Below are 23,693 nucleotides of genomic sequence, written 5' to 3' on the forward strand. Positions count from 1 at the left end.
GGAGAATTCATCAAATCCCTCGGCGTTTCCAGGACTGCCACCAGAGCCACTCGCGCCCCCGGTCGGCGAAGGCCGAGAGCACCAGCGGCTGGAGGTACGGCATCACGCGTGCTCCGACCCGCCGGCGCCTGCGCAGCGCCCCGTACTCGGCGAGCTCGGTGTAGTCCGGCCGGCATTCGGCGGCGAAGGCCTCCAGCTCCTCGACCGGGACCACCCCGGTGCGCCCCCGGTCGTAGGCCCGGTACGCCCTGCGCAGGGCGTACCGGGCGAGCCGGGTGCGCGCCGCCGCCGACAGCCGGGCGGCCTCCGGGAGGAGGCCGCCGCACTTCTCCAGTACGGAGTCGAAGGCGACGAGGCGCTGGCGCAGGTCGTCGAGCTGCCCGCCGAAGTCCGTGGTGGACATGTTGTTGCCGTGGACGCGGTAGAAGGCCTGGTCGGCCCCCCGGACGTAGCCCACGTCGGCGTGGGCCGCGAGCCGCATCCACATCTCGATGTCGCCCGCGTGCGGAAGCTCGGGGTCGTAGCCCCCGACCTTCCGCTGGAGGCTGGTGCGCACGACCACCTCGGGCGAGGTGATGCACCCGGTGCCCTCCCTGAAGCGCCGCTCCAGCCACCACCGCCCGGGGTAGACCACCGATCCGGTGGTCCGGGTGCGGGCCTCGGGCAGCGGCCCGCCGTGCTGGAACCGCAGCGGCCTGCCGTAGGCGAAGCCCGCCTCCGGGTGGGCGTCCAGCAGGGCCGCGGCGCGCACCAGGGCGCCGGGGACCAGCCGGTCGTCGGCCGAGAGCAGGGCCACGTAGTCCCCGTCGGCCCACTCCAGCAGGCCTTCGTTGTACGTGGCGATGTGACCCCGGTTGCGCTCGTGGACCCGGACCTCGATCCGGGGGTCGGCGGCCGCGAGGGCGCGCGCGACCTCCGCCGAGTCGTCGGGCGAGGCGTCGTCGATGATCAGTACCCGTACGTCGACGCCCTCCTGCTCGTCCAGCACGCTCTTGACGCAGTCCGCCAGGAAGTGGCCGTACTTGTAGCAGGGGATCACCACGCTGACGGTGCTCACTGGCCGGCCACCTCCGAGCCCTGCGCCGCGAGGCCCGACGGTGCCGTGGTGCTGAAGACCGGGCCGACCCAGTAGTTCACCGAGCCGAAGGTGTTCGTGGGGAAGACCGTGGCCGACCCGTACTTGTAGAGGCCGTTGGCACCGCCGCTGCCGTCGGCCGGAGCCACCAGCGGATAGGAGCGGTGCGCCGCCGTGAAGTAGCCGCCGTCCACCGAGTACTTGCCGTTCGGCGCGTGGTAGGAGGCCACGTAGGTGGTGCCCGCCGTGATGGGCACGGCGGTGGTGAAGTGGAGCTGCTGCCAGCCCGACAGGGTCTCGCTGCCGAAGGTTCCGGTGGCCAGCAGGGTGCCGTCCTGCGCCCAGAGGCTGCCGGTGTGGGTGCCGGTGTTGCCGGCGCCCTTGTAGAAGGTCACGCCGGTGACGTAGCCGCTGACGGTGGACTGGAAACGGGTGCCCAGTTCAACGGAGTTGGTGTCGTCCCCGACGTTGGCGGTGGTCGGTGTGGCGGCCGGACCCCACAGGGTGCAGGGGCAGTTCACCACCGGCGGGGTCGTGCTGGTGGTGAAGTTCCAGGTCACCGGCGCCGCCATGGCATTGCCCCACAGGTCTTCGGCCTGCACCGAAGCCGTGTAGGTGGTGTTCAGCTGCAGTTCGGAGGACGGGGTGAAGGTGGCGCTGTTGGAGGCGTCGAGGCCCTTGCTGCCCGGGACGGTGACGCCGCCCGCATCCTTGAGCGTGAACACCAGGGTGTCGGCGTCCACGGCCGTGCTGAAGGTGGCCTTCACCGCCGCGGTGATCGCGGTGCCGGTCGCCGCCGACTGCGGTGTGGTCGAGGTGACCGTGGGAGGCGTGGTGCTCGCGGTGGCGGTGTCCAGGACCGCGTCGACCCAGTAGTTGCTGCCGGACGAGGCGCTGGACGGGAACCCGCCGGTGCCGCTGTAGCGGTAGACGCCGTTGCCGCCGTCCGTTCCGCTCTTCAGCGCGGTGAGCGGGGCGAGCCCCGCTGCGGAGGAGGCGAAGGTGGTGTCGAAGGAGTACCCGCCGTTGGGGGCGAAGTACGAGGCGATGTACGTGGTGTTGGCCTTCACGGGGACCGGCGAGGAGAAGTTCAGCTGCTGCCAGCCGGACGCCGTCTCGTTGGTGAAGGTTCCCGTGGCCAGGCGCTGTCCGGAGCTGCTCCACAGGCTGCCGGTGTGGGTGCCGGTGTTGGCCGGCGACTTGTAGAAGCGGACGCCCGTGATCGAACCGGGGGCCGAGGAGCGGATCTTGGCGCCGAGCTCGACGGCGCTGCCGTCACCGGCGTTGACCGTGCCCGGCACGGCCGAGGCCGGCCAGACGGTGCAGGGGCATTGCTGGGGTCCCACGGTCAGCGGCACGGTGGTGGTGGCGCCGATGTTGACGCTGTCGTCCACCGCGCGGACCTTGATCTGCGCGGCGCCGGGGACCGTCGGGGTCCACTTGTAGCTCCAGGACCCGACGCCCGTGGTGGCCTTCCAGGTGGTCCCGCCGTCGGTGGAGACCTCCACGCGGGCCACGACGCCGCCGCCGGTGTCGGCCGAGGTGCCGGTGATGGTCACCGGACGCAGCGCGGGCACGGTGGCGTTCGCCGCGGGGCTGGTCACGGTGATGGTCGGGCCCGTGGTGTCCGTGGAGGCGGTGGCCGCCACCAGGTTGCTCTGCAGGGACTTGGGCTGGACCCCCATGTCGGCGAAGATGTTCACCGTCGCCTGCTGCATCCGCTTGTCCTCGGTGACCACCGCGTCGTCCGGGTTGCCGGTCGGCATGTTGGTCAGGCCCCAGGACCACTGCACGGTGCCCGATCCGAAGACCAGGGCGTGCGAGGTCTGGTCCCGGAAGGCGACGAGGCTGTGCGTCGCGGTCCCGTTCCCGTAGGTGTTGCCGTAGTCCAGGCGGTACTTGCCGTCGTTGATGTCCACCGTGGTGGAGGACATCGCGATCTGCCCGGCCGGGCGCGCCGCGTCCTCCACGTCGCTGTCCCACTCGTAGCCGAGCGTGCCGACGGGGAAGGTGGCGGTCTGCGAGGGGGTCAGGTTGGCGACGGTGGTGTTGCGCCACAGCCGCATCTTCGCGTAGGCGCCGGGCACGGTGATCGCGTCGCTGCGGTAGCCGTTCACGCTGAACAGCGAGCCGGTCACCTGGTTCTGCGGCTGGAAGGGACGCCCGTTCGTGGCGCTGGCCGGGTCCATGAAGGTGCCCGTCCAGATCCCGCTCGGGTCGGGGATGCCGTTGGGCTGCGGGAAGGAGAGCTTGGTCTCCTTGTAGCAGACCAGCGTCCGGTTGGCCGTGTTGGCGCCGTCGATGCTGGGGGCGAGACGGGTCTTCCAGAAGACCTCGTTGCCCGCGAAGTACGTCTGGTTGACGCCCGCGCGGCGCGCGTTCAGGGCGTTCGTGAACTGATCCTGGGTCCAGTACTCGTCGTGCCCCGAGGACATGAACACCTTGTGGTTCTGGAGCTGGGCGGCGCCCTTGGTCGACATGTCGATCCCGGACATGTAGCTGACGTCGTACCCGTTGCGCTCCAGCCAGGCGATCATCTGGTACTCGGACCCGTAGATCCCGTTCTCGCCGCCGATGTCCATCGGCCGGTTGTAACTGACCTCGTACGCGCGGCCGTCGGGCGCGGGCCCGGCTCCGTCGTAGAGGTCCTGGCCGCCGTAGTTGTTGTACGCCTGCCAGGTCTGGTCGGCGGTCTGCACCACGATGTCGGAGTGGCTGGAGTCGTTGCGGACCACGAACGGGTAGGGCATCACGCCGTTGCCGTCCGCCTGGTCGAAGTTGGCGATGTAGAGGCCCGAGACGGCGTCGGAGGGCACCGTCCACGTCGAGGTGACGGGCCAGTTCCCGCAGTCGACCAGCCCGGTGGTGGGCTTGGTGGTGCAGCTGTGCGGGCTGCCTCCCGCGGGGAAGTTCGCCGGGAAGGTCTGGGCCGCCTGCGCCGCGGTCGACATCAGGCGGGCCCCGTCACCCCCGTAGTGGCCCAGCCGGTAGACCGACACCTTGTACGCGGTCGGCGACTGGACCTTGAACTGCACGGTCTCACCCGCCTGGACGCTCATCTGGGCGCTGAAGCCCTTGATGTCGCCGTAGGCGCTGGGCGCGAACCAGTCGGACATCGGTGTGCCCGGCTTGGAGTTCTCGCACACGATCGCGTTCGTGCCGGGACCGCAGGGGTCCGCCGCGTCGGCCACCGCGAAGGGAGGTAAGACCGTGGCCGTGAGAGCCGCGACCGCGGTGAAGAGGCCGTACCGGAGCAACCTTGTCCGTCTGTTCATCTGTACCTCTTTGTGTTTTGCGTCAGCACAGTGCTGGTCAGCGCAGGGCGTCGATGAGCGCGCCCACGACCCTCTGCTGGTCCGCGGCGGTGATCTGCGGGAAGAGCGGGAGGGAGAGCATCCGGTCGGCGGCGTCCTCGGCGTGCGGGAAGGCCCCGCGTCCGTGGCCGAGGTGGCCGAAGGCCGGCGTGAGGTGGACGGGGGCGGGATAGTGCACGCCGGCGCCGATGCCCTCGGCGTTCAGCTTGCCGACGACCGCGTCGCGGTCGGCGCCCCGGACCCGGACCACGTACAGGTGCCACACGTGGACGTTGCCCCTGTCCGTCACCGGCAGGGTCAGGCGTCCGTCGGCGGCGACATCGGCGAGCAGCTCGTCGTACCGGGCGGCGGCGGCGCGGCGGGCCGCGTTGCCGTCGGCCAGCCGGGCCAGCTTGGCGCGCAGCACGACGGCCTGCAGTCCGTCCAGGCGGCTGTTGAACCCGGCCACGTCGTGCCGGTACTTGGCGACGCCCCCGTGGTTGGCCAGCGCCCGGACCAGGTCGGCGGTCTCCTCGTCGTCGGTCACCACCGCGCCCGCGTCCCCGTACGCGCCCAGGTTCTTGCCCGGGTAGAAGCTGGTCGCGGCGATCCCGCCGGTGCCCGGGGAGCGGCCGCCGCGGGTGGCGCCCTGGCTCTGCGCGGCGTCCTCGACGAGCCTGACGTGCGAGGGCAGCAGTGCGGCCAGCTCGGCGGCGGGCGCGCACTGCCCGTACAGGTCGACGGGGACCACCGCGCGGGTGGCCTTGCCGACCGCGTCGAGCGCGGCCTGCGGGTCGATCAGCAGGGTGTCGGGGAGGCAGTCCACGAGGACCGGCCGGGCGCCGATGCGGGCCACGGCGCCGGCGGTGGCGACGAACGTGTTGGCCGGCAGCACGACCTCGTCGCCGACGCCCACCCCGCTGGCGCGCAGGGCCAGTTCCAGTGCGTCGGTGCCGTTGGCGACGCCGACGCAGTGGCCGACTCCGGCGAACTCGGCGTACTCGCGCTCGAAGGCGCGGACCTCCTCACCGCCGATGAAAGCAGTGCCGGCGAGCACCCGGTCGAAACCGGCGCGTATCTCCTCCGCGACCTCGGCGTGCGCCGCCTTCAGGTCGACGAGCGGTATCTGGTTCATCCGGCTGTGCTCCCCATCCGTGTCTCCGGCCCGCGGCCGGTCTCCGACTCATCGGCCCGCAGCTCGTCGAGCGCCGGGCCACCCGCCTCGCGCAGTCGGCGGGCCGGGCTCCCGGCCCACACCTCGCCGGGCGGCACGTCGGCCAGGACCGTGCTTCCCATCCCGGTCAGCGACCAGGCGCCGACCGTCGTGTACTCCCGTACGAGCGCGCCCGCGCCCACGTACGCCCCCCGGCCCAGCCGCACCCCGCCGCCGAGGCGGACCCCCGAGGCGAGGGTCGCGAAGTCCCCGACCGTGTCGTCGTGGGTGAGGACGACGTGCGGCATCACCGCCACGTGGGACCCCAGCCGTACGGCGGCGGTCAGCACGCAGTGCGCGAGCAGCACCGAGCCCGCGCCGAGCACCGAGGACGCGGAGACCGCCGCGGTGGGGTGGACCACCGTCGCGTAGCGGCTCTCGGGCAGGGCCAGGCGGCGCACCAGGCGGGCCCGCACCCCGTAGTCGCGCGGGCTGCCGACGCAGACCACCACCCGGGCGGCCGGCCTTGCGCGCGCCAGGTCGCAGCCGCCCAGCACCGGCGTGCCGTCGACGTCCCGGCCGTGCAGGGCCGGGTCGTCGTCCAGGTGGCCGGCGAGCCGCAGGCGCGGGGCGCGGCCCAGCCGCAGGTCCGCCGCGGCCGCGTCCCGTACGGCCTGGGCGGTCTCCCGGGCGAAGCCGCCCGCGCCGACGATCAGCAGGTCCTCGGTGTCCGGACCCGCCGCCCCGTCCCGTCCGCCCGGCCCGCTCATCCGCCGGCCCGTCCGCGCAGCGCCGCCACCACCCGGTCCTGCTGCTCGCGGGTCATCGTGTGGAACAGCGGCAGGATCAGCGAGTCGCGGCTGATCCGCTCGGTCACCGGCAGCGGTGCCGCCCCGTGCCCGGCGTAGGCCGGCTCCAGGTGCGAGGCCATGATCCCGCGCCGGGCCGAGATCCCGGCCTCGGCGAGCACGTCGAGCAGCTCGTCCCGGCCGACCGGGAAGTCCTCGGTCAGCAGCACCCAGTACGACTGGAAGTTGCCCTCGCCGTGACCGGGGTCCCGGACCGGGCGCAGGCCGGGGATCCCGGCGAGCAGTTCCCCGTAGCGGGCCGCCAGCTCGCGCCGGCGGGACACGATCGCGTCCAGCTTGCCCAGTTGCACCAGGCCGACCGCGGCCTGGATGTCGGTCATCCGGTAGTTGTAGCCGACTTCCAGGTAGCTCTCGGCGATCGGCTTGCTGCTCGCGTGGCGCTGCGCGGCGGACACGTTCATGCCGTGTTCGCGCAGGCGGCGCAGCCGCTCGGCCCACTCGGCGTCGTCGGTGGTCACCATGCCGCCCTCGCCGGTGGTGATCACCTTGCGGGGGTGGAAGGACCAGGCTGCCAGCAGGGCGCCCTGGCCGACCGACTTGCCGCCCACGGTCGCGCCGATGCCGCAGGCGGCGTCCTCCACCAGCGGGACGCCCCAGTCGGCGCAGGCCGCGCGCAGGGCGTGCACGTCCGCGGGCACCCCGCCCTGGTGGACGGCGAGCACGGCCTTGGTGCGCGGGGTGCGCACGGCGTCCACGGTGGCGGGGGTCAGGTTCCCGGTGGCTTCCTCGACGTCCGCGAACACCGGGTGCGCCCCGACGTAGCGCACCGCGTTGGCCGTGGCGATGAAGGACAGCGAGGGCACGACGACCTCGTCGCCCGGACCGAGGTCCAGTGCGATCAGCGCCAGGTGCAGCGCGGTGGTGCACGAGCTCACGGCGATGCCGTGCTCGGCGCCCACCCGCTCGGCGAAGGCCCGCTCGAACTCCGCGACCCTGGGGCCCTGGGCGACCCAGCCGGACAGGACCGCGTCGGCGGCCGCCCGGGCCTCCTCCTCGCCGAGCCACGGGATCATGACGGGGATCCGGGCGGGTCCGGCGGCGGGCTCGGTCGCGGCGCTCATCGGCCGGCCTCCGCGGCGGGGGCCTCGCCGGCGGCGGCAGCGGCGGCGTCCGCGGCGCGCTCGGCCCGCCACCAGTCCACCAGGTCGCGCAGCCCCGCGCGCAGGTCGATCCCGGCGGTGAAGCCGAGGCGCTCCGAGGCCGCCGAGGTGTCCGCGAGGCGGCGGGTCACCCCGTTCACGGCGCGGGCCGGTCCGTGCTCCGGCACCATGCCCTGCGCGTCCATGGCCTCCAGCAGGCCGTTCGCCAGGTCGAGGAGGCTGGTCTCGGACCCGCTCGCGACGTTGAACACCTCGTCGGTCAGGTCCGATTCGGCGGCCAGCAGGTTGGCCCGCGCGATGTCCCTGACGTGGACGAAGTCCATGGTCTGGGTGCCGTCGCCGAGGATCAGCGGCGGCTCGCCCGCGGCGATCCGCTCCATCCAGCGGATCAGCACCTCGGTGTACAGCCCGTGGATGTCCATCCGGGGGCCGTAGACGTTGAAGTAGCGCAGCGCGACGTAGTCCAGCCCGTACATCGCGTGGAAGCTGCGCAGCACACCCTCGTTGAAGGCCTTCGCGGCCCCGTAGAAGGTGTCGTTGTTGTACGCGTGGTGGCGCTCGGTGGTCGGGAAGGACTCCGCCATCCCGTAGACGGAGGCCGAGGACGAGGCGATGACCTTGCCCACCCCGGCGGCCGCGGCGGCCTCGAGCACGTTGAACGTGCCGTCGACCATCACCTCGTTCGCCAGCCGCGGCTCCTCCGCGCACTGGGTGATCCGGATCGCGGCGAGGTGGAAGACCAGATCGGCCCCCTCGGTCGCCTTGCGCACCGCGGCGACGTCGCGGATGTCGCCCTCGACCAGGTCCACCACTCCGCTGGGCAGGGCGCGGGCCAGGTTCGCGGTCCGCCCCCGCACGAAGTTGTCGAGCACGACGATCTCGCGCGCCCCGTTGTCCACCAGCAGGTCCACCAGGTGCGAGCCGATCGTGCCCGCTCCGCCGGTGACCAGAATCCTCTTGCCTCGTACGCTCAACGCCCTGCCCCTACTGAGTCGGTCATGGTGTTACCCGCCGTGCCCGCCGCCGCGCTGTGCGCGATTGCGGGCACGAGGACTTCGTGAACGGTGGACAGCGGTCAGCGCCCGGTGCGCAGTCCGACGACCGCGCCGCGGAACTCCAGGCTCCGGGAGGCTGCTTCGAGGATGTCGAGCACCTGCAGGCCCGCCCGGCCGTCGGTCAGCGGGCGCCGCCCGGTCCTGATCGAGGAGGCGAACTCCTCGACCATGGTGCGCAGGGCCTCCTTCTCGCCCAGCGCGGGAGCCACCATGTCGCCGGTCCGGTAGGAGACGAGCATGTCGCGGCGCTCGTCCGCGCCGATCTCCTGCGGTGCCGTCAGGTCCACGCCCCGGTCGAAGACCGCGACGCGCTGGGTGGGATTGAGGTCGTCCCACACCAGGGTCCGCTTGGAGCCGCCGACCATGGTGGTGCGGACCTTCACCGGAGACAGCCAGTTGACGTGCACGTGGGCGATGGCGCCGGTGTTGAGCTGCAGCGTCAGATAGGCCACGCAGGACTGGCCGGCGCCGATCGGGTCGGCGCCGTGCGCGGCGACGGCGACCGGGTGGACGTTCTCCGGGAGGATGAAGTCGAGGACCGAGAGGTCGTGGGGGGCCAGGTCCCACAGGACGTCGATGTCCTTCTGGACCAGCCCGAGGTTGATCCTGACGGAGTCCACGAACTGGATGTCGCCGAGCTCGCCGGAGCGGACCATGTCCCGGATGCGGGCCACCGCCGGGGTGTAGCAGTAGGTGTGGTCGCACATGAGGGTGAGGCCGCGCTCCTCGGCCTCGTTCACCAGGCGCAGCCCGTCCTCGTAGGTGGCGGCGAGGGGCTTCTCGACGAGGACGTGCTTGCCCGCGCGCAGGGCCGCCAGTGCCACGTCGAGGTGGGTGCCGGCCGGGGTGGCCACGGCGACGGCGTCGACGGCCGGGTCGGCGAGGACCGCAGCGTAGTCGGAAGTGGCCTGGACGGTGGAGTAGCCGCCCAGCACCTGGCGGGCCCGGTCTACGTTCAGGTCGCAGAGCCAGCGCAGCCGGAACTCCGGGCTGGACTGGAAGTTGCGGACCAGGTTGGGGCCCCAGTAGCCCGCGCCGACGACGGCTACGCCTAACGGCTCCGCCTGCCCCCCGCCTGCGGCTCCGGCGCCCCGCCCCACGTCCTTCGCGGTGTCCTTCACAGCGTTCCCTTTCCTTCCGCGCACGCCCGTAGGCGTGTCGACGACCCATGGCCGGGACGCGTGCGAAGGAAGGAGGTGCCGTCGACGGCAGGCCGGGCCGCCTGCGCGACCCGTGTCCGACCCGCCCGACGACGATGGCCCCCACGACCGATGCCGTACGTGTTGCACGTACTTCCGCCCCCCGGCCGTCCGGCACCCCTCGCGCCGGTCCGGCCCCGGGCAGGCGGCCTGTTCCCCCAAGCCGCCGTACCCGTCCCTGACTCAACTTCCCTGCACCGATCGGACCATGGCGTCGCCGAAGCACGCCGAATCCGGTCGGCTGCGTTCAATCTAGACCACCGGGCGTACCCCCGGGGAGACTTGGAGGAAACGGTCGGTACGGGCGTTCGGCCGTGCATACTTCCGGGGTGACCAGCATCGTGATCCCGGCCCACAACGAGGGCCGGGTCATCGGCCGGCTCCTCGACGCGCTCCTGGCCGAAGCCCCGGCTTCCGGGCCCGACATCGTCGTGGTGTGCAACGGCTGTACGGACGACACCGCCGCGGTGGCGGGCGCGCGCGGTCCCCGCGTACGCGTGGTGGAGATCCCGACTCCCTCCAAACACCGGGCACTTCGGGTCGGCGACGAACACGCGCGGGGCTTCCCCCGGCTGTACGTGGACGCCGACGTCGAGGTCGGGGCCGCCGACGTACGGGTGCTGGCGGGCGCCCTCGCCGACCGTCCGGAGCTGCTCGCCGCGGCCCCCGGGCGCGACATCCCCCTGACCGGCTGCGCCTGGCCGGTCCGGGCCTACTACCGGGTCTGGCAGCGGCTGCCGGCCGTCCGCGAGGGCCTGTTCGGGCGCGGGGTCATCGCGGTGTCCGAACCGGGCCACGCGCGGATCGCCGCCCTGCCCCCGCTGATGGCGGACGACCTCGCCGCCTCCCTCGCCTTCGCGCCGGGAGAGCGCAGCGTGGTCGAGGCGGCCCGGGTCGTGGTGCACCCGCCGCGCACCTGGTCGGACCTGGTCAAACGGCGGGTCCGGGCGGCGACTTCGTCCGCCGAGCTGGAGCGCTTCCAGGCCGCGGAGCCCGCCGGGGCGGCCTCGTCCGTACCGTCCGCGCGGACCGGTACGGGAGACCTGCGCGCCCTGCTCCGGGCCCAGCCGCGGCTGCTCCCCGGGGTCGTGGTGTTCGTCGTGGCGGCCCTCGCGGCCCGCCGGGGCGCCCGCAAGGCCATCCGGACCGGGGACTTCTCCACCTGGCTGCGCGACGAGAGCAGCCGGCAGGGCTGAAGCCGGCCACCGGCCGAATCGGGCCGTACACCGTCCAGTTGGCCCGTACAACCATTAGGGTGCCACTCGTACGCACGAGTGACTCAGACCGTCTGCACCGGGAGCTCGAGAGCATGTACCTCGCGGACCGCTCCGCGCCGGCGGGCGCGAAGACCGCACCGGACGGCAGCCCCGTCCGGGCCCCCGCCGTCGCCTCGGCCGTCCTCGCACTGGGTGCGGTCAGCCTGATCACCGACATCTCCTCGGAGATGGTCACCGCCGTCCTGCCGCTCTACCTGGTCGCCGGACTGGGCCTGAGCCCGCTGGGCTTCGGTGCGCTCGACGGCCTGTACAACGGGGTCAGCGCGCTGGTGCAGCTGACCGGCGGCCACCTCGCCGACCGGATCCGCAACCACAAGCTGATCGCCGGGATCGGCTACGGCCTGTCCGCGCTGTGCAAACCGCTGCTGCTGCTCGCCCACAGCCTCGGCCCGATCAGCGTGGTCCTCGCCCTGGAACGCACCGGCAAGGGCCTGCGCACTGCCCCGCGCGACGCGCTCATCTCCCTTTCCACGCCTGCCGAGTTGCAAGGCCGCGCCTTCGGCGTGCACCGCGCCATGGACACCACCGGGGCGCTGCTCGGCCCCCTCGCCGCCTTCTTCATCCTGAGCGTCACGGTCGACGGGTACGACGCCGTGTTCGGGGTCAGCGCCTGCATCGCCGCACTCGGCGTCGTGGTGCTCGTGCTCTTCGTCCCCTCCGGCGCGGACCCGGGCGCAGCCGGCACACCCGCGCGCCCCGCCCCCGCGCGCCCCGCCGCTCCCGCGAAGCCGGTCCCGGGCACACCCGCCGCCCCGAAGCCGGGCGCGGGCGCGGTCAACGTGCGCGAGGCGCTGGCCCTGCTGCGCCTGCCCCGGCTGCGCGCCCTGGCGGCCTGCGCGGCCCTGCTGGGCCTGACCACCGTCAGCGACGCCTTCCTCTACCTGCTGCTCCAGGACCGCACCGGCATCGGCGAGCAGTGGTTCCCGCTCCTGCCCCTGGGCACCGCCGCCGTGTTCCTGCTGCTGGCCGTGCCGGCCGGCGCCCTCGCCGACCGGATCGGACGCCGCACCGTGTTCCTGGCCGGGCACGCCCTCCTGCTGACCGGCTACGGGCTGCTGCTGTGGGCCCCCGCCTGGCCCGCCCTGCCCTATCTGGTCCTCGTCCTGCACGGCATGTTCTACGCCGCCACCGACGGGGTGCTGCCCGCCGCCGTCGCCGCGACCGTCCCGGCGAAGCTGCGGGGCACCGGCATCGCGGTCGTCGGCACCAGCCAGGCGCTGGCCCGCTTCGGCTGCTCGCTCGCCTTCGGCGGGGCCTGGACGCTGTGGGGTTCGGGCCCCGCGCTCGCCGCCGCGGCGGCCGGGCTGTGCTGCTGCGCGGCCGTCGCCGGATTCGTACTCCGCCCCACGGCCCCGGACGGCGCGTCCGGCCGGACCCCGCACCCCCGACGCACCCGAGGAACCCGATGACCCGCTCACGCCGGCTGCTCGTACTCGCCCTGGCCGTGCTGCTCCTCGGAGGGGCGGCCGGCGCGATGGTGGTGCGCGCCGCCGCACGCGCCGAGCAGACCCGGGAGGGCGATCCGACGGCCACCGAGGGCCGGGTCACGCTCGACCGGCAGGACGGGCTGGCCTTCCTCAACGGCGCGCAGGGGCCGCACCGCGGAGCCGTCGTCTCGGTTCCGGCCCAGTCCCCCCAGGGCGGGCGGACCGCCTCCGACCTCACCTGCCAGCGCTTCCACGCGGCGGCCGGCACGGGCGTCTGCCTCAACTCCTCCCCCGGCGCGCTCGCCCAGGACAACAAGGCGCTCATCGTCGACGCGCAGCTGCGCACGGTGCGCAGCTTCCCGATGGCGGGCACCCCGTCCAGGGCCCGGGTGTCCCCGAGCGGGCACTTCGCCGCGTGGACGGTCTTCGTCGCCGGGGAGTCCTACGGCGCCGCGTTCTTCTCCACCCGCACCTCGATCGCGGACGTCCGCACCGGCACGCTCGAACCGGACCTGGAGAAGTTCGCCATCGAGCTCGACGGCCGGCCCTACAGCGCGGGCGACGTGAACTTCTGGGGCGTGACCTTCTCCAAGGACGACGACACCTTCTACGCCACGCTCGGCACCGGCAACCAGACCTACCTGGTGAAGGGCTCGATCTCGCGGCGCAGCGTCACCACCCTCGCCAAGAACGTCGAGTGCCCTTCGCTGTCCCCCGACGAGACCCGGGTCGCCTACAAGAAGCGCGTGCAGCGCGGCGCGTCCCTGTGGCGGGAGCACGTCCTGGACCTGCGGACCCTGCGGGAGCAGCCGCTCGCGGAGAAGCGCAGCGTGGACGACCAGGCGCTCTGGCTCGACGACCGCACCCTGGCCTACGCACTGCCCACCGAGGGGTCGGTGGACACCACCGACCTCTGGACCGTGCCGGCCGACGGCACCGGCGCCCCGCGCGTCCTGGCGCCGGCCGCCTCGTCGCCGACCCGCCTCGGCTGACTCAGGCCTGGGCCGTCTCGTGCGAGCCGCCCTCCGCCCGCCGGTACTCGGCGTTGATGCGCTGGGCTTCCTCTAGCTGGTCCTCGAGGATGACGATCCGGCACGCGGACTCCACGGGCGTCCCCTGGTCGACGAGCTCCCGGGCGCGGGCGGCGATGCGCAACTGGTAGCGGGAGTAGCGGCGGTGGCCGCCCTCGGAGCGCAGGGGGGTGATCAGCCGGGCTTCGCCGATCGCGCGCAGGAAGCCCGGTGTGGTGCCGAGCATCTCGGCGGCCCGGCCCATGGTGTAGGCCGGATAGTCGTCGTCGTCGAAACGGCCGAGCGTGTTCTCTGGTGTCACTTTCACCTCGTTTGTGGGACGCGTCGAAGGCCCTGCTGCCGTCCGGCACCAGGTCCCCGAGGGAAATTCAACACCATGGGCGGGGTCCCTCTGCCCCTCGGACCGGCCGGAAGGCGGTGCGCGACCGTCGCGCGTGCGTCGGACCGCCGTCCACGGCCGGGCCCGTCGACGCCGGGGCGTGCCCGTGGGCGCGCAGAATCGTTGGGGCGGGCATGGGCACTCCACACGCCGTCTCCCCGTCCCCGGCCCGGCACCGGGCACCCGAGCGCAGCCCCGCCGCGGCGGCGCGGGGCATTCCCCGGCAGCATCCCGGCAGATCCGCCCCGGCCGGCGGGGCGGCCCTCTTCGAGCAGCTCGCCCGCGAGTGGGAAGCGCGCGGCGCCACCGTCCCCGGCAGGCCCGACCCGCTGTGGGACCGGCTGATCACCTACGCGCACTTCCAGCGCGAGACGGACGCCACGCTGCGCAGCCTGCGCCTGGACGGGGCCGAGCCGCCGGCGGCCGCCACGGCGGCGGGCCCGGCGGCGGGCCCGCGCTGGACGCGGGCATGAGCCGGGAGCCGTGTCCGGGGAACGCCGAGGGCCCCGGTCGGCTGCTGCCGACCGGGGCCCTGGGGTCCGTACGTGGTGTTCGATCCGCCCGCGGCTACACGCCCGCGGGGGCGCCGAGCATGGCCGACGCCTTCTCGAGCGGGGTCTGCTCGGCGGCCGGCGCCGGGACCGGGGCGAGCCCGCGGCAGGTGAAGCCGAGCGCGGTCAGCGCCCTGATCACCTCGCCGGCGGTGAAGTCGCGGCGGTCCTGGCGGGTGATGACGGCGCCCACTTGCTTGACGGGGTAGGCGCGCCGGCCGACGATCACGGACTCAGCGGTGATCGGTTCGGGCTTGATGCCCTTCATCGACTCCAGCACACCGCTTTTGGTCAGGTCGAACGGAAAACGGGCGATGACGCAGCGCATGGTGCCTCACAGGTAGCAGAGAACCGGTCTGGGGACTGTCCGGGAGATCTAAGCGGCTGTGGCGAGGGCAGGACGGCCCTCGGACCCCCTGGGCGCCGTGCTCGTGCGGCTGCGCCGGTCCTGTGCGGGACGGCTGCGCCGACCCCTGGAGGAGCTGGCCCCACGGTTGGCGCGCTCGCTGACGGGCGCCGTGATGGTGACGGGGATGCCCGACGGCGCCTGCGCGCCGGTGATGCGGCTCAGCTCGGCCTCGCCGGAGCGGACGTTCGCGGTGTTCGGGGTGATCCCGGCCGCGGCCATCAGGCGGGTCATCTCGCGGCGCTGGTTGGGCAGCACCAGGGTGACGACGCTGCCGGACTCGCCGGCCCGGGCGGTACGGCCGCCGCGGTGCAGGTAGTCCTTGTGGTCGGTCGGCGGGTCCACGTTGACGACCAGGTCGAGGTTGTCGACGTGGATGCCGCGGGCCGCGACGTTGGTGGCGACCAGCACGCTGACGTGGCCCGTCTTGAACTGCGCGAGCGTACGGGTGCGCTGGGGCTGCGACTTTCCGCCGTGCAGTGCCGCGGCGCGCACCCCGCTGCTCAGCAGGTGCTCGGTGAGCCGGTCCACGGCGTGCTTGGTGTCCAGGAACATGATCACGCGGCCTTCGCGGGCGGCGATCTCGGTCGTGGCGGCCTGCTTGTCGAAGCTCTGCACGTGCAGGACGTGGTGCTCCATCGCGGTGACGGCGCCGGCCGAAGGGTCGACGGAGTGCACGACGGGGTCGGTCAGGTAGCGACGGACCAGCAGGTCGATGTTGCGGTCGAGCGTGGCGGAGAAGAGCATCCGCTGGCCCTCGGGGCGCACCTGGTCGAGCAGGGCGGTGACCTGGGGCATGAAGCCCATGTCGGCCATCTGGTCGGCCTCGTCCAGGACGGTGATGGCGACCTGGTTCAGCCGGCAGTCACCCCGCTGGATGAGGTCCTTCAGGCGGCCGGGCGTGGCCACGACCACTTCGGCCCCGGCGCGCAGCGCGCCGGCCTGCCGGTGGATCGGCATGCCGCCGACCACGGTGGCCAGGCGCAGCTTGACCGCGCGGGCATAGGGGGTGAGGGCTGCCGTGACCTGCTGGGCGAGCTCACGCGTCGGTACGAGGATCAGAGCGAGCGGCTGCCCCGACTCGGCGCTCTGGCCGGCCGTACGGGCCAGCAGCGCGAGGCCGAAGGCCAGGGTCTTGCCGGAGCCGGTGCGACCGCGGCCCAGGACGTCACGGCCCGCGAGGGTGTTGGGCAGGGTGGCCGCCTGGATCGGGAACGGCGTGGCGACGCCCTCGGCGGTGAGCGCCTTGAGCAGCGGGGCCGGCATGGCCAGGTCGGCGAACGCCTCGACGGCGGGCAGCCCGGGGACCACGGTGACCGGCAGGGCGAACTCGCCCTGCGGGCCGGAGGAGCGTCGGCCGTAGCTGCCGCCACCGCCGCCGCCGGAGCGCTTCGGGCCGCCGGACCGGCTGGGGGCCGACGAGGAACCGAAACGGGTCCCCCGGCCGCCGGAAGAACCGGAAGAGCCGCCATAGGAGCCGCCGTACGAGCCGGAGGAGGAGCCGCCGTACGAGCCGGAGGATCCACCACCCGTACGGGTGCGGGAAGAGCGGTCATTCATGCGAGTCGTACGGTTCATGCAGAACCTTCCTCGATACGGCACACATCGAGGAATTCTCGGCAGCGGAAATACGAGCCGCGCGACGATTCACAAGAATGAGCCGGAGTAAAATCAGATGCGACGGGACCGGAATGCAATGCGACCGGGCCGTCATGAAAGGGGCACCGCACTGCGCGCCGAGATGACCGGCGATCGTGTGCGGGCGGAGAGCCGAGGAGCGGATCCATCGGCCGAACAGGTGGGCGTCTGGGGGCTTGCGCCCCCGCGCCGCTCTCACGGGCCGTGACGGCCGGCGGAGCCGGGGAAAAGCAACGAGCTGGGGCCCGCACCCCAAGGTGCGGGCCCCAGCTGCGTGGTTGCGCTTGAACGTCAGGCCGTGACGATGTTCTCGGCCGTCGGGCCCTTCTGGCCCTGCGCGATGTCGAAGCTGACCTTCTGGCCTTCCTGGAGCTCGCGGAAGCCCTGGGAGGCGATGTTCGAGTAGTGGGCGAAGACGTCAGGACCGCCGCCCTCCTGCTCGATGAAGCCAAAACCCTTTTCCGCGTTGAACCACTTCACGGTGCCGTTAGCCATGTTGAATCTCCTTTGTGGGCTCAGCCCAGAGACCCGCACTGTACGGATCTCGAGTCGCCGAATGATCGCCCAGCCCGGAAAGCACCGGAAAAACTGGGAACACTCGCGCCGGTCGTTGAAGAGCCAGCGAAGGTGTTCGAAATTTTTGGGAACCACAACTGCAACTGGAACCACAGTAGCACGGCGGATCACGACGGGTCCGGAAGATTGACCCGCAAATCGGCCGCTCCTTCACTGCGCCAGAAATTCTCACCGCCCCCCGTATTCAATTCTGCCCTCGCGGGGATAGATAATCGGGAGCGGCGCGGACCCGCCCCAGGCCACTCCCTTGGGGCGCCCCGCGTGAGTGGCGTGGGGCGCCCGGGAAGTCCCGTACAGTGGTGTCAACGACGCGGGGTGGAGCAGCTCGGTAGCTCGCTGGGCTCATAACCCAGAGGTCGCAGGTTCAAATCCTGTCCCCGCTACGAAAGGTCCGGCCCCCTTGACGCCCACGCGTCAAGGGGGCCGGAGCCGTTTCCGGGGTCCTTCACGTGCCCTGGGCCGCCAAGGCGTCCCACAGCTCGGGCTCCTCGAACCCCAGGGCCCACAGTCCGGCGCCCCGCACCCCGTGCCGCGCGAGGACCGCCAGGTGCGCGGCCGCCCCGTTCGCGTCCTGGTACCAGACCTGGTGCTCTTCGCCCTCGTCGTCCGTGTAGTCGAAGTGCGGGGTGCCGGACACCTCGTCGAGGTCGTACTCCGCACCCACCTCGAGGCGCAGCTCCTCCGCTTCCAGCGAGGTGACGTGCCGGGCTCGGGCCTTGGAGCCCACCGTCCAGTTCCACCCGTACGCGGGCAGCGCCACCTCCAGCTTGTCCCGCGGGACGTGCGCGGTGGCGTAGGCGAGGAACTCCTCGTACCAGGCGGTCGAGGACAGCGGGCCCGGGTCCTGCAGGGCGTTGTGCAGGTTGTAGCCCATGATCCGCAGGCGGTCCGCGACGGAGCCCAGGTGCGCGTAGTCGAAGGCCTGGCCCGTGTCCTTCGTGCGCGGCATGACGGTGACCACGCAGCTCTTGGCGAGCGCGTGCAGGCGGGCGCAGAGCTCGCTCGTCAGCGCGTTGTACCCGGTGCGGACCCGCTCGCGCAGGGCGGCGTCCGCGGTCTCCGTCATCACCTCGTAGTCGAGGTCGAGGCCGTCGTAGGCGCGGCTCGTGGCGACGGCGACGAGGGCGTCCACGTGGGCCGTGCGGCGGGCCGGGTCGTTCATCAGGTCCGCCATCGCGGGGGCGCGCAGGCTCTCGGTGACCGTGGGGACCACTTTGACGCCCTTGGCGCGCAGTCCGTCGATGACCCGGCGCTCGCCGGCCCCGGTCTCGCTCTTGACCTCCGTCGCGGACGAGGTCGCGTACCAGAACGGGCTGACCGTGTGGAGCTGGTCGGCGTGGGCCAGTGCGTCCCGGTAGCCGGTCTCCAGGTCCCACCAGGGAAGCCAGGCGGACACGGTGCGGGCGGGCGCGGCGCGGGCCTGGGCGGGAGCGGGAACCGGCGCGGCCGCCGTCAGCGCGAGCGCGACGGCGGCCGCGAGGGCGGCGGAGAGACTGGCGGAGCGGGCGGTCTTCATGCCACCGACCTTGGCTCCCCCGCACGGGGGGGCCAGGCGACGGCACGTCGGGCAGACGGGTGGTGGCGGGCCGACGGGCCTCAGGCCGCCGCGCCACCGTCGATCACCAGGTCGGTGCCGACCACGGAGGCGGCGTCCGAGGAGGCCAGGTACAGGACGGCCGCCGCGACCTCGGCCGTGGCGGACACCCGGCCCAGGGGTGACTCGTCCTTCATCCGGGCGGCGCGGCCGGCTTCGTCCTCGCCCTGCCACAGCGACATGTCGGTGGCGACCGGCCCGGGGCTGACCGCGTTGATGCGGATGCCCTCGCCGATGTGGTCCAGGGCGGCGGCCCGGCTCAGGGCGGAGACGGCCGCCTTGGTGGCGATGTAGCCGGCCGCGCCCGGGATGCGGGCGTGTGCTCCGAGGTTCGAGGAGATGTTGACGATCGCCCCTCCGGTGGGCTGCTCGCGCATCCGGGAGACCTCGGCCTGGAGGCTGAGGAGGACGCCGGTGACGTTGACGTCGAGGAGGGTGCGCCAGTCCTCCTCGGGAAGGTCGGCCACGGGGCCGCCGCCCCGGAAGACTCCCGCGTTGTTGACGGCGACGTCGAGGCTTCCGAAGTGTTCGACGGTGCTGCGGACCAAGGCGCGTACGTCCTCGGACCGGGTCACGTCGGCGGTGACCGCGACGGCCGTGCCGCCTTCCTCCTCGATCAGCGCGACCGTCTCCCCGAGGGCCGCGGCGCCGCGGCCGGCCGCGACCACCGAGGCCCCTTCGGCGGCGAAGGCGAGGGCGACGGCTCGGCCTATGCCGGAACCCGCGCCGGTGACGAGGACGCTCTTGCCGGTGAAACGTGCGGACATGGTGGTGGATCCCCTGCTCTGTGAGTGGTGTTCGGTGCTGTGTGTTCGGTGGTGTGCATTCGGTGGTGTGTGTCCGGTGGCCCGTGTCCGGTCACCGGGGAGGGCCGGCCACCCCGGGGTGGCCGGCCGTGGTGACGGCTACTTGGTCCGGCTGCCCAGGAAGGCGACCGCGGCGAAGGCGGCCGCGGACACCGCGAGGGAGATCGCGTCGGAGCCGAAGGCGAGCACGGCGGCGAAGACGACCGTCGGACCCAGTTCCATCGCGGTGTTCATGACTCCGCCCGCGAGTCCCGCCTGGTGCGGCTCCACTCCGTCGGTGGCCAGCACCGCGGCCCCCGCGAAGGCCGCGGCGGCGCCGGCCGGCAGCAGGATCAGGCCGGGCAGGAGGCCGACGGCGTACGGGATGTCCGCGGTCAGGCCGGTGAGCGCGAGGAGTGCGAGGCCGGCCGCCGCGGTCACGAGCCCGGCCGTGCTGACGCGCGGTGCCCCGTACCGGGCGACGAGCGGGCCCGCCGCCCGGCCCGCGGCCAGCAGCACCACGGCGAAGGGGACGAAGGCGGCGGAAGTGCGCAGCGCCGACCAGCCGAGCTCCTGCTGGAGGTGGAGCGAGAGGAGGACGAACACCGTCGCCGTGCCGGCCGCGGTCAGGCCGATGGCCGCGAGGGCCAGGACCCGGCGCCGGTCGCGGAGGAATCCGAGCGGGAGCAGCGGGTCACGGGCCCGGCGCTCGACGAGCGGGAAGGCCAGCAGGAGCAGGGCCGCGGTGAGCAGGGAGAGCAGGACGGTGCGCGAACCCCAGGAGTGGGCGTCGGTCAGGACGAGTCCGTAGCTGGCCAGGCTGATGCCGGTGGTGGCCAGCAGTGCGCCGGGCAGGTCCAGGGAGCGGCCCTCGCCCGCCGGGGTGGCGGGCAGCAGCCGGGGGGCGAGGACGAGGGCGACGACGGCCACCGCGACCGGGACGGCGAAGGACAGCCGCCAGCCGACCAGTGCGGAGATCACCCCGGAGAGCAGGTTCCCGGCGGTCGCGCCGAGGACGGAGAGGCCGCCCCAGGTGGCCATGGCCCTCCCGTACGCGGCGGGCTGGGGGAAGACGGCGCGCAGTACGGCCATGGCGGCGGGTGCGGTGAGCGCGGCGCCGACGCCCTGGGCGAAGCGGGCGGCGAGCAGGAGGCCGGGGCCCTGGGCGAGCGGCGCGACGAGGGAGGCCGCGGCGAACACGAGCAGTCCGGCGCTCAGTACGCGGCGCCCGCCGAACCGGTCGGTGAGCCGGCCGCCGAAGAGCAGGAGGCCGGCGAAGGTCAGCCCGTAGGCGGCGCTGAGGAGGATGAGGTCGTCACGGGCCAGGGAGAACTCGCGGCCGATCGTGGGCAGCGGCACGACGAGCGAGGTGAGCGCGAAGATCAGCGACATCTGGACGGTGCCGAGCAGCGCGAACGCGGGGCCGGTGGCAGGGCCGGCCGCTCCCCTTCCGGCCGCCGCGGCCTCGTTCGTGCTCTCGTGGTGCGTGGTGACGGTCACGACTCCCCCTTATACTTGAACGTACATTCCAGAATGAGCCTATAAGAACACTCCCCCAGGGGGAAGTGCTTTTCAGTCGAGCAGCGCCAGCGCCTGCTCCGCCGCGTCCCGCAGCCGACACGGGTCCTCCGACGCCTTGCCGACGATCCGCATGCCCTGCATGAGCACCAGCAGCATCCGGGCCAGCGCGCGCGGATCGCGGTCCGCCGGCAGCTCGCCCTGCGCCCGGGCCCGGGCCAGCGCCGAGTGGAACAGGGTCTCGATGTGGTTCCAGCTCGCCTCGACCTTGCGGGCCGCCACCGGGTCGTGCGCCCCCAGCTCGGCGGCCGTGTTGGTCACGAAGCAACCGGTCAGCCGCTGACCGGCGGAGCTCGACTCGGCGGCGAAGCGGCGTACCACCGCCCGCACGGCCGGCAGCGCCGCCCCCGGCTGGGACAGCTCGTGGAGCAGGACCGCGTCACGGTTCTCGTTGTAGCGGTCCAGCGCCTTCAGGTACAGGTCGTGCTTGTTGCCGAAGGTGGCGTAGATGCTGGCCCGCCCGATGCCGAGGCGGTCGACGAGGTCCGCCATGGACGTCGCCTCGTAGCCGCGCTGCCAGAACAGCTCCAGAGCTGACTGCAGTGCGGCTTCCGGATCGAATTCCTTGGTCCTGGCCACGTCCCAGACTCTACGGGATACTGGAACGGTCAGTCAAGTAAGGCGTTCGAGGTTCTGTGGCCGACGGGGTGGCGCGGCCAGGAACGTACAGTCACGTGCGTGCGCCACACACCCGTACGTCCATGGAGGACAGCCGTGAGCCGGACCGACATCACCGCCGCCCTGACCGATCTGCTCTTCACCCCGGGGCTCGATCTCCACGAGGCGGCCGACCGGCACTTCGCCCCCGACTACCGCCAGCGCACCAACGGCACGTGGGACGATCGTGCCGGATTCCTCGCGCACATCGCCCACCTGCGCACGGTGGTGGCCGGCGGCACCCTCGAGGTCCACGAGGAGTTGAGCGACGGCACCCGCTACGCCGACCGCCACACCGTGAACGTCACCAAGACGGACGGTTCGAGCGTCCGCATGGAGGTCTACCTCTTCGGCGAGTTCGCCCCCGACGGCCGGTTCCGCCGCATCGAGGAGACCACCCTCATGCTGGCCGGCGCGGAAGCGGACCGGGACCTCGGCAGCGCGCGCTGACCCGCGAGCGGGCCACGGCCGCGCCAAGACCCCGGCGCGGCGCGGCCGTTCAGCCGACCGGCGTTCAGCCGACCGGCTGGTCCGACGCCAGGCGGGCCGTGAGGCCGACGACCTCGACGCAGCGCAGGAGCTTGGCCTGGGCCCGGGGCGAGTCGGAGGCCGGGACGACGATCTCGCACACGGCGGGGCCGCCGTCCTCGGAGGCCCTGAAGGAAAGCGCCCTGACGGAGAGGTTGTTGAGCATCGAGGAGATGCGGGTGAGGGCGTGGCCGCCGTCCTGGACGGTGACGGTCAGCGCGTGACAGACGGGGGCGGCGGCCCGCGCGGTACGCACGGCGGGGACGGCAGTGACGGCGGAGACGGCGGAGACGGCGGGGAGAACATCGCTGCGGGTCATGAGTGGTGGGCTCCTGTCCTGGGGCGGGGGCCTTGCCGGCCGGGCTGTGAGGTTCGCAGGGAGGGCGGGCGCGTGGGCCCGGAAACCAAGAAGACCCCTCGCGGGTGCGAGAGGTCTGCGTGCGGGCGGTGAGCTGCTGGGGTCATCGCCTGGCCGGCGCGCTCATCGCCCTCGGCGGCGCCTCCCCCTGGCTCGGCGCCGGTGCGACGGGCGCGCCGGCACCGGTCGCACCCGCACCGGTGGCACCGGCGCCGGTCGCCGCGGCCCCCGCCCCCGGCGCCGGGAAGATCAACCTCGACAAGGGTCGGGTCAGCCTCCAGAAGAACCAGACCGTCTCCCTGGTCAAGGGCGGCCGCCCGCTGCTCTCCCAGGTCAAGATGGGCCTCGGCTGGGAGCCGGCGTTCCGCGGCCGCGACATCGACCTCGACGCCTCGGTCATCGCCTACGGCGCGCAGCGCAACCACATCGACAGCTGCTACTTCGGCAAGCTGTCCATCCTGGGCGGCTCCGTCAAGCACTCCGGCGACAACCTCACCGGTGACGGCGCGGGCGACGACGAGGTGATCGTCGTGGACCTCGGCCGCCTCCCCGCCGAAGCGACGGGCCTGGTCTTCACGGTCAACTCCTTCTCCGGCCAGAAGTTCACCGAGGTGGCCAAGGCCTATTGCCGCCTGATCGACGCGGCGACCGGCGAGGAGCTGGTGCGCTTCGACCTGACCCAGGCGGAGCCGCAGACGGGCGTGATGATGGCCAAGCTGATCAAGCAGTTTTCCGGCGAATGGGAGATGACGGCCATGGGCGAGTTTGTGAAGTCGCGCACAGTGCGCGGCATGGTCAAGCCCGCCGCGCAGGCACTCTGAGCAGGTGAGCGGGCACATGGAGCGACGGACGCCCCCCGCGGGTGATCTGTTCCACCCTTAATGCGGAGGTGGCTGTCAGTGCGCGCCCGTAGCCTTGGACGTATGCACCAGACACTCCAGCCCGCGGGTCCCGCGCGCCCGTCCGCCGCCGAGGCGAACGAGGCGATTCGGCAGCTCGTCGAGAGCCGGGTGGACGGCGAGTGGCCCTCCGAGGCGTATGAATTCCTCCTCGAGGAGTGGGCCACGGCCAGCCGCGCCGAAGCTCATTGATCCAGCCGACCCGACAGGCAGACGAACAGACGAACCGATGACATGACAAGAGCCGCCGGAGCCCGAGGGCCCG

At 72.8% G+C, this 23,693-nt stretch carries 22 protein-coding genes, 1 tRNA gene and 1 pseudogene; 8 read left to right on the plus strand and 16 right to left on the minus strand.

The window, feature by feature from the left end; genetic code table 11:
- Positions 1–10: 10 nt before the first annotated feature.
- The 7 genes from DRB96_RS18630 to DRB96_RS18660 form a co-directional block, all read right to left on the minus strand.
- Entirely contained in the window at positions 11–1,057 is a 1,047-nt protein-coding gene (locus tag DRB96_RS18630) for a glycosyltransferase (protein ID WP_112449484.1), read from the minus strand.
- A complete protein-coding gene (locus tag DRB96_RS18635) occupies positions 1,054–4,350 on the minus strand; it encodes a DUF4082 domain-containing protein (protein WP_112449485.1) in 3,297 nt (1,098 codons plus the stop codon). Before DRB96_RS18635 ends, DRB96_RS18630 begins: the two co-directional genes overlap by 4 nt.
- A gap of 37 nt (positions 4,351–4,387) precedes the next feature.
- Positions 4,388–5,503 (minus strand): DegT/DnrJ/EryC1/StrS family aminotransferase, encoded by a 1,116-nt coding sequence (locus tag DRB96_RS18640; RefSeq protein WP_112449486.1) that lies wholly within the window; start codon positions 5,501–5,503, stop codon positions 4,388–4,390.
- Complete coding sequence (locus tag DRB96_RS18645; protein WP_112449487.1) at positions 5,500–6,291, minus strand: NeuD/PglB/VioB family sugar acetyltransferase; 792 nt, start codon at positions 6,289–6,291, stop codon at positions 5,500–5,502. The genes DRB96_RS18640 and DRB96_RS18645 overlap by 4 nt, the downstream gene beginning before the upstream one ends.
- A complete protein-coding gene (locus tag DRB96_RS18650; protein WP_204357764.1) occupies positions 6,288–7,451 on the minus strand; it encodes a DegT/DnrJ/EryC1/StrS family aminotransferase in 1,164 nt (387 codons plus the stop codon). The genes DRB96_RS18645 and DRB96_RS18650 overlap by 4 nt, the downstream gene beginning before the upstream one ends.
- Complete coding sequence (locus DRB96_RS18655; RefSeq protein WP_112449488.1) at positions 7,448–8,464, minus strand: NAD-dependent epimerase/dehydratase family protein; 1,017 nt, start codon at positions 8,462–8,464, stop codon at positions 7,448–7,450. Before DRB96_RS18655 ends, DRB96_RS18650 begins: the two co-directional genes overlap by 4 nt.
- A 101-nt stretch (positions 8,465–8,565) precedes the next feature.
- The gene (locus DRB96_RS18660) at positions 8,566–9,666 is read right to left on the minus strand and encodes a Gfo/Idh/MocA family oxidoreductase (protein WP_239516571.1); all 1,101 of its coding nucleotides are present in this window, start codon (positions 9,664–9,666) and stop codon (positions 8,566–8,568) included.
- A 407-nt stretch (positions 9,667–10,073) separates the two neighbouring features.
- Between DRB96_RS18660 and DRB96_RS18665 the strand changes: the two genes are divergently transcribed.
- The 3 genes from DRB96_RS18665 to DRB96_RS18675 all read left to right on the plus strand — a co-directional run bounded on the left by DRB96_RS18665 (position 10,074) and on the right by DRB96_RS18675 (position 13,440).
- Positions 10,074–10,940 (plus strand): glycosyltransferase family 2 protein, encoded by an 867-nt coding sequence (locus tag DRB96_RS18665; RefSeq protein ID WP_112453540.1) that lies wholly within the window; start codon positions 10,074–10,076, stop codon positions 10,938–10,940.
- A gap of 113 nt (positions 10,941–11,053) precedes the next feature.
- On the plus strand, positions 11,054–12,430 hold the full coding sequence (locus tag DRB96_RS18670; RefSeq protein ID WP_112449489.1) for an MFS transporter: 1,377 nt from the start codon (positions 11,054–11,056) through the stop codon (positions 12,428–12,430).
- Positions 12,427–13,440 (plus strand): TolB-like translocation protein, encoded by a 1,014-nt coding sequence (locus DRB96_RS18675; RefSeq protein WP_112449490.1) that lies wholly within the window; start codon positions 12,427–12,429, stop codon positions 13,438–13,440. Before DRB96_RS18670 ends, DRB96_RS18675 begins: the two co-directional genes overlap by 4 nt.
- 1 nt (position 13,441) lies before the next feature.
- Here DRB96_RS18675 and DRB96_RS18680 read toward each other — a convergent pair whose 3' ends face one another.
- Positions 13,442–13,780, minus strand: a complete 339-nt coding sequence (locus DRB96_RS18680) for a MerR family transcriptional regulator (RefSeq protein WP_112449491.1) — start codon at positions 13,778–13,780, stop codon at positions 13,442–13,444.
- Positions 13,781–13,992: 212 nt separating this feature from the next.
- Between DRB96_RS18680 and DRB96_RS18685 the strand changes: the two genes are divergently transcribed.
- Positions 13,993–14,331 carry a hypothetical protein gene (locus DRB96_RS18685; RefSeq protein ID WP_112449492.1) on the plus strand — a complete coding sequence of 113 codons (339 nt, stop codon included), beginning with the start codon at positions 13,993–13,995 and terminating at the stop codon, positions 14,329–14,331.
- Between the two features lie 94 nt (positions 14,332–14,425).
- Here the strand turns inward: DRB96_RS18685 and DRB96_RS18690 are convergent, their stop codons facing one another.
- The 3 genes from DRB96_RS18690 to DRB96_RS18700 form a co-directional block, all read right to left on the minus strand.
- Positions 14,426–14,737: an SCO5918 family protein gene (locus DRB96_RS18690; RefSeq protein ID WP_112449493.1), complete on the minus strand. Its 312-nt coding sequence runs from the start codon at positions 14,735–14,737 to the stop codon at positions 14,426–14,428.
- A 48-nt stretch (positions 14,738–14,785) separates the two neighbouring features.
- On the minus strand, positions 14,786–16,393 hold the full coding sequence (locus DRB96_RS18695) for a DEAD/DEAH box helicase (RefSeq protein ID WP_112449494.1): 1,608 nt from the start codon (positions 16,391–16,393) through the stop codon (positions 14,786–14,788).
- A gap of 351 nt (positions 16,394–16,744) precedes the next feature.
- Complete coding sequence (locus tag DRB96_RS18700) at positions 16,745–16,948, minus strand: cold-shock protein (protein WP_053678014.1); 204 nt, start codon at positions 16,946–16,948, stop codon at positions 16,745–16,747.
- Between the two features lie 390 nt (positions 16,949–17,338).
- Between DRB96_RS18700 and DRB96_RS18705 the strand changes: the two genes are divergently transcribed.
- A tRNA-Met gene (locus DRB96_RS18705) sits at positions 17,339–17,412 on the plus strand.
- A 62-nt stretch (positions 17,413–17,474) separates the two neighbouring features.
- Here DRB96_RS18705 and DRB96_RS18710 read toward each other — a convergent pair.
- From DRB96_RS18710 to DRB96_RS18725, 4 genes are all read right to left on the minus strand, one after another.
- Positions 17,475–18,545 (minus strand): glycosyl hydrolase family 18 protein, encoded by a 1,071-nt coding sequence (locus DRB96_RS18710; protein ID WP_112449495.1) that lies wholly within the window; start codon positions 18,543–18,545, stop codon positions 17,475–17,477.
- A gap of 80 nt (positions 18,546–18,625) precedes the next feature.
- On the minus strand, positions 18,626–19,390 hold the full coding sequence (locus tag DRB96_RS18715) for a glucose 1-dehydrogenase (RefSeq protein ID WP_112449496.1): 765 nt from the start codon (positions 19,388–19,390) through the stop codon (positions 18,626–18,628).
- Positions 19,391–19,528: 138 nt separating this feature from the next.
- Positions 19,529–20,818 (minus strand): MFS transporter, encoded by a 1,290-nt coding sequence (locus tag DRB96_RS18720; protein ID WP_275432078.1) that lies wholly within the window; start codon positions 20,816–20,818, stop codon positions 19,529–19,531.
- 162 nt (positions 20,819–20,980) lie between these two features.
- Entirely contained in the window at positions 20,981–21,565 is a 585-nt protein-coding gene (locus DRB96_RS18725; protein WP_112449497.1) for a TetR/AcrR family transcriptional regulator, read from the minus strand.
- Positions 21,566–21,700: 135 nt separating this feature from the next.
- On the opposite strand from DRB96_RS18725, the gene DRB96_RS18730 reads away from it, so the two are divergent.
- A complete protein-coding gene (locus DRB96_RS18730) occupies positions 21,701–22,093 on the plus strand; it encodes a nuclear transport factor 2 family protein (RefSeq protein ID WP_112449498.1) in 393 nt (130 codons plus the stop codon).
- Positions 22,094–22,157: 64 nt separating this feature from the next.
- Here the strand turns inward: DRB96_RS18730 and DRB96_RS18735 are convergent, their stop codons facing one another.
- A complete protein-coding gene (locus tag DRB96_RS18735) occupies positions 22,158–22,490 on the minus strand; it encodes a hypothetical protein (RefSeq protein WP_112449499.1) in 333 nt (110 codons plus the stop codon).
- A 248-nt stretch (positions 22,491–22,738) separates the two neighbouring features.
- On the opposite strand from DRB96_RS18735, the pseudogene DRB96_RS18745 reads away from it, so the two are divergent.
- Both DRB96_RS18745 and DRB96_RS43810 read left to right on the plus strand, forming a co-directional pair.
- Positions 22,739–23,350 (plus strand): annotated as a pseudogene (locus DRB96_RS18745) (TerD family protein); the annotation flags it as partial.
- Between the two features lie 102 nt (positions 23,351–23,452).
- On the plus strand, positions 23,453–23,620 hold the full coding sequence (locus DRB96_RS43810; protein ID WP_204357765.1) for a hypothetical protein: 168 nt from the start codon (positions 23,453–23,455) through the stop codon (positions 23,618–23,620).
- Positions 23,621–23,693: the final 73 nt, after the last annotated feature.

Origin of the sequence: Streptomyces sp. ICC1 (assembly GCF_003287935.1) — a bacterium.
Taxonomy (GTDB): domain Bacteria; phylum Actinomycetota; class Actinomycetes; order Streptomycetales; family Streptomycetaceae; genus Streptomyces; species Streptomyces tritrimontium.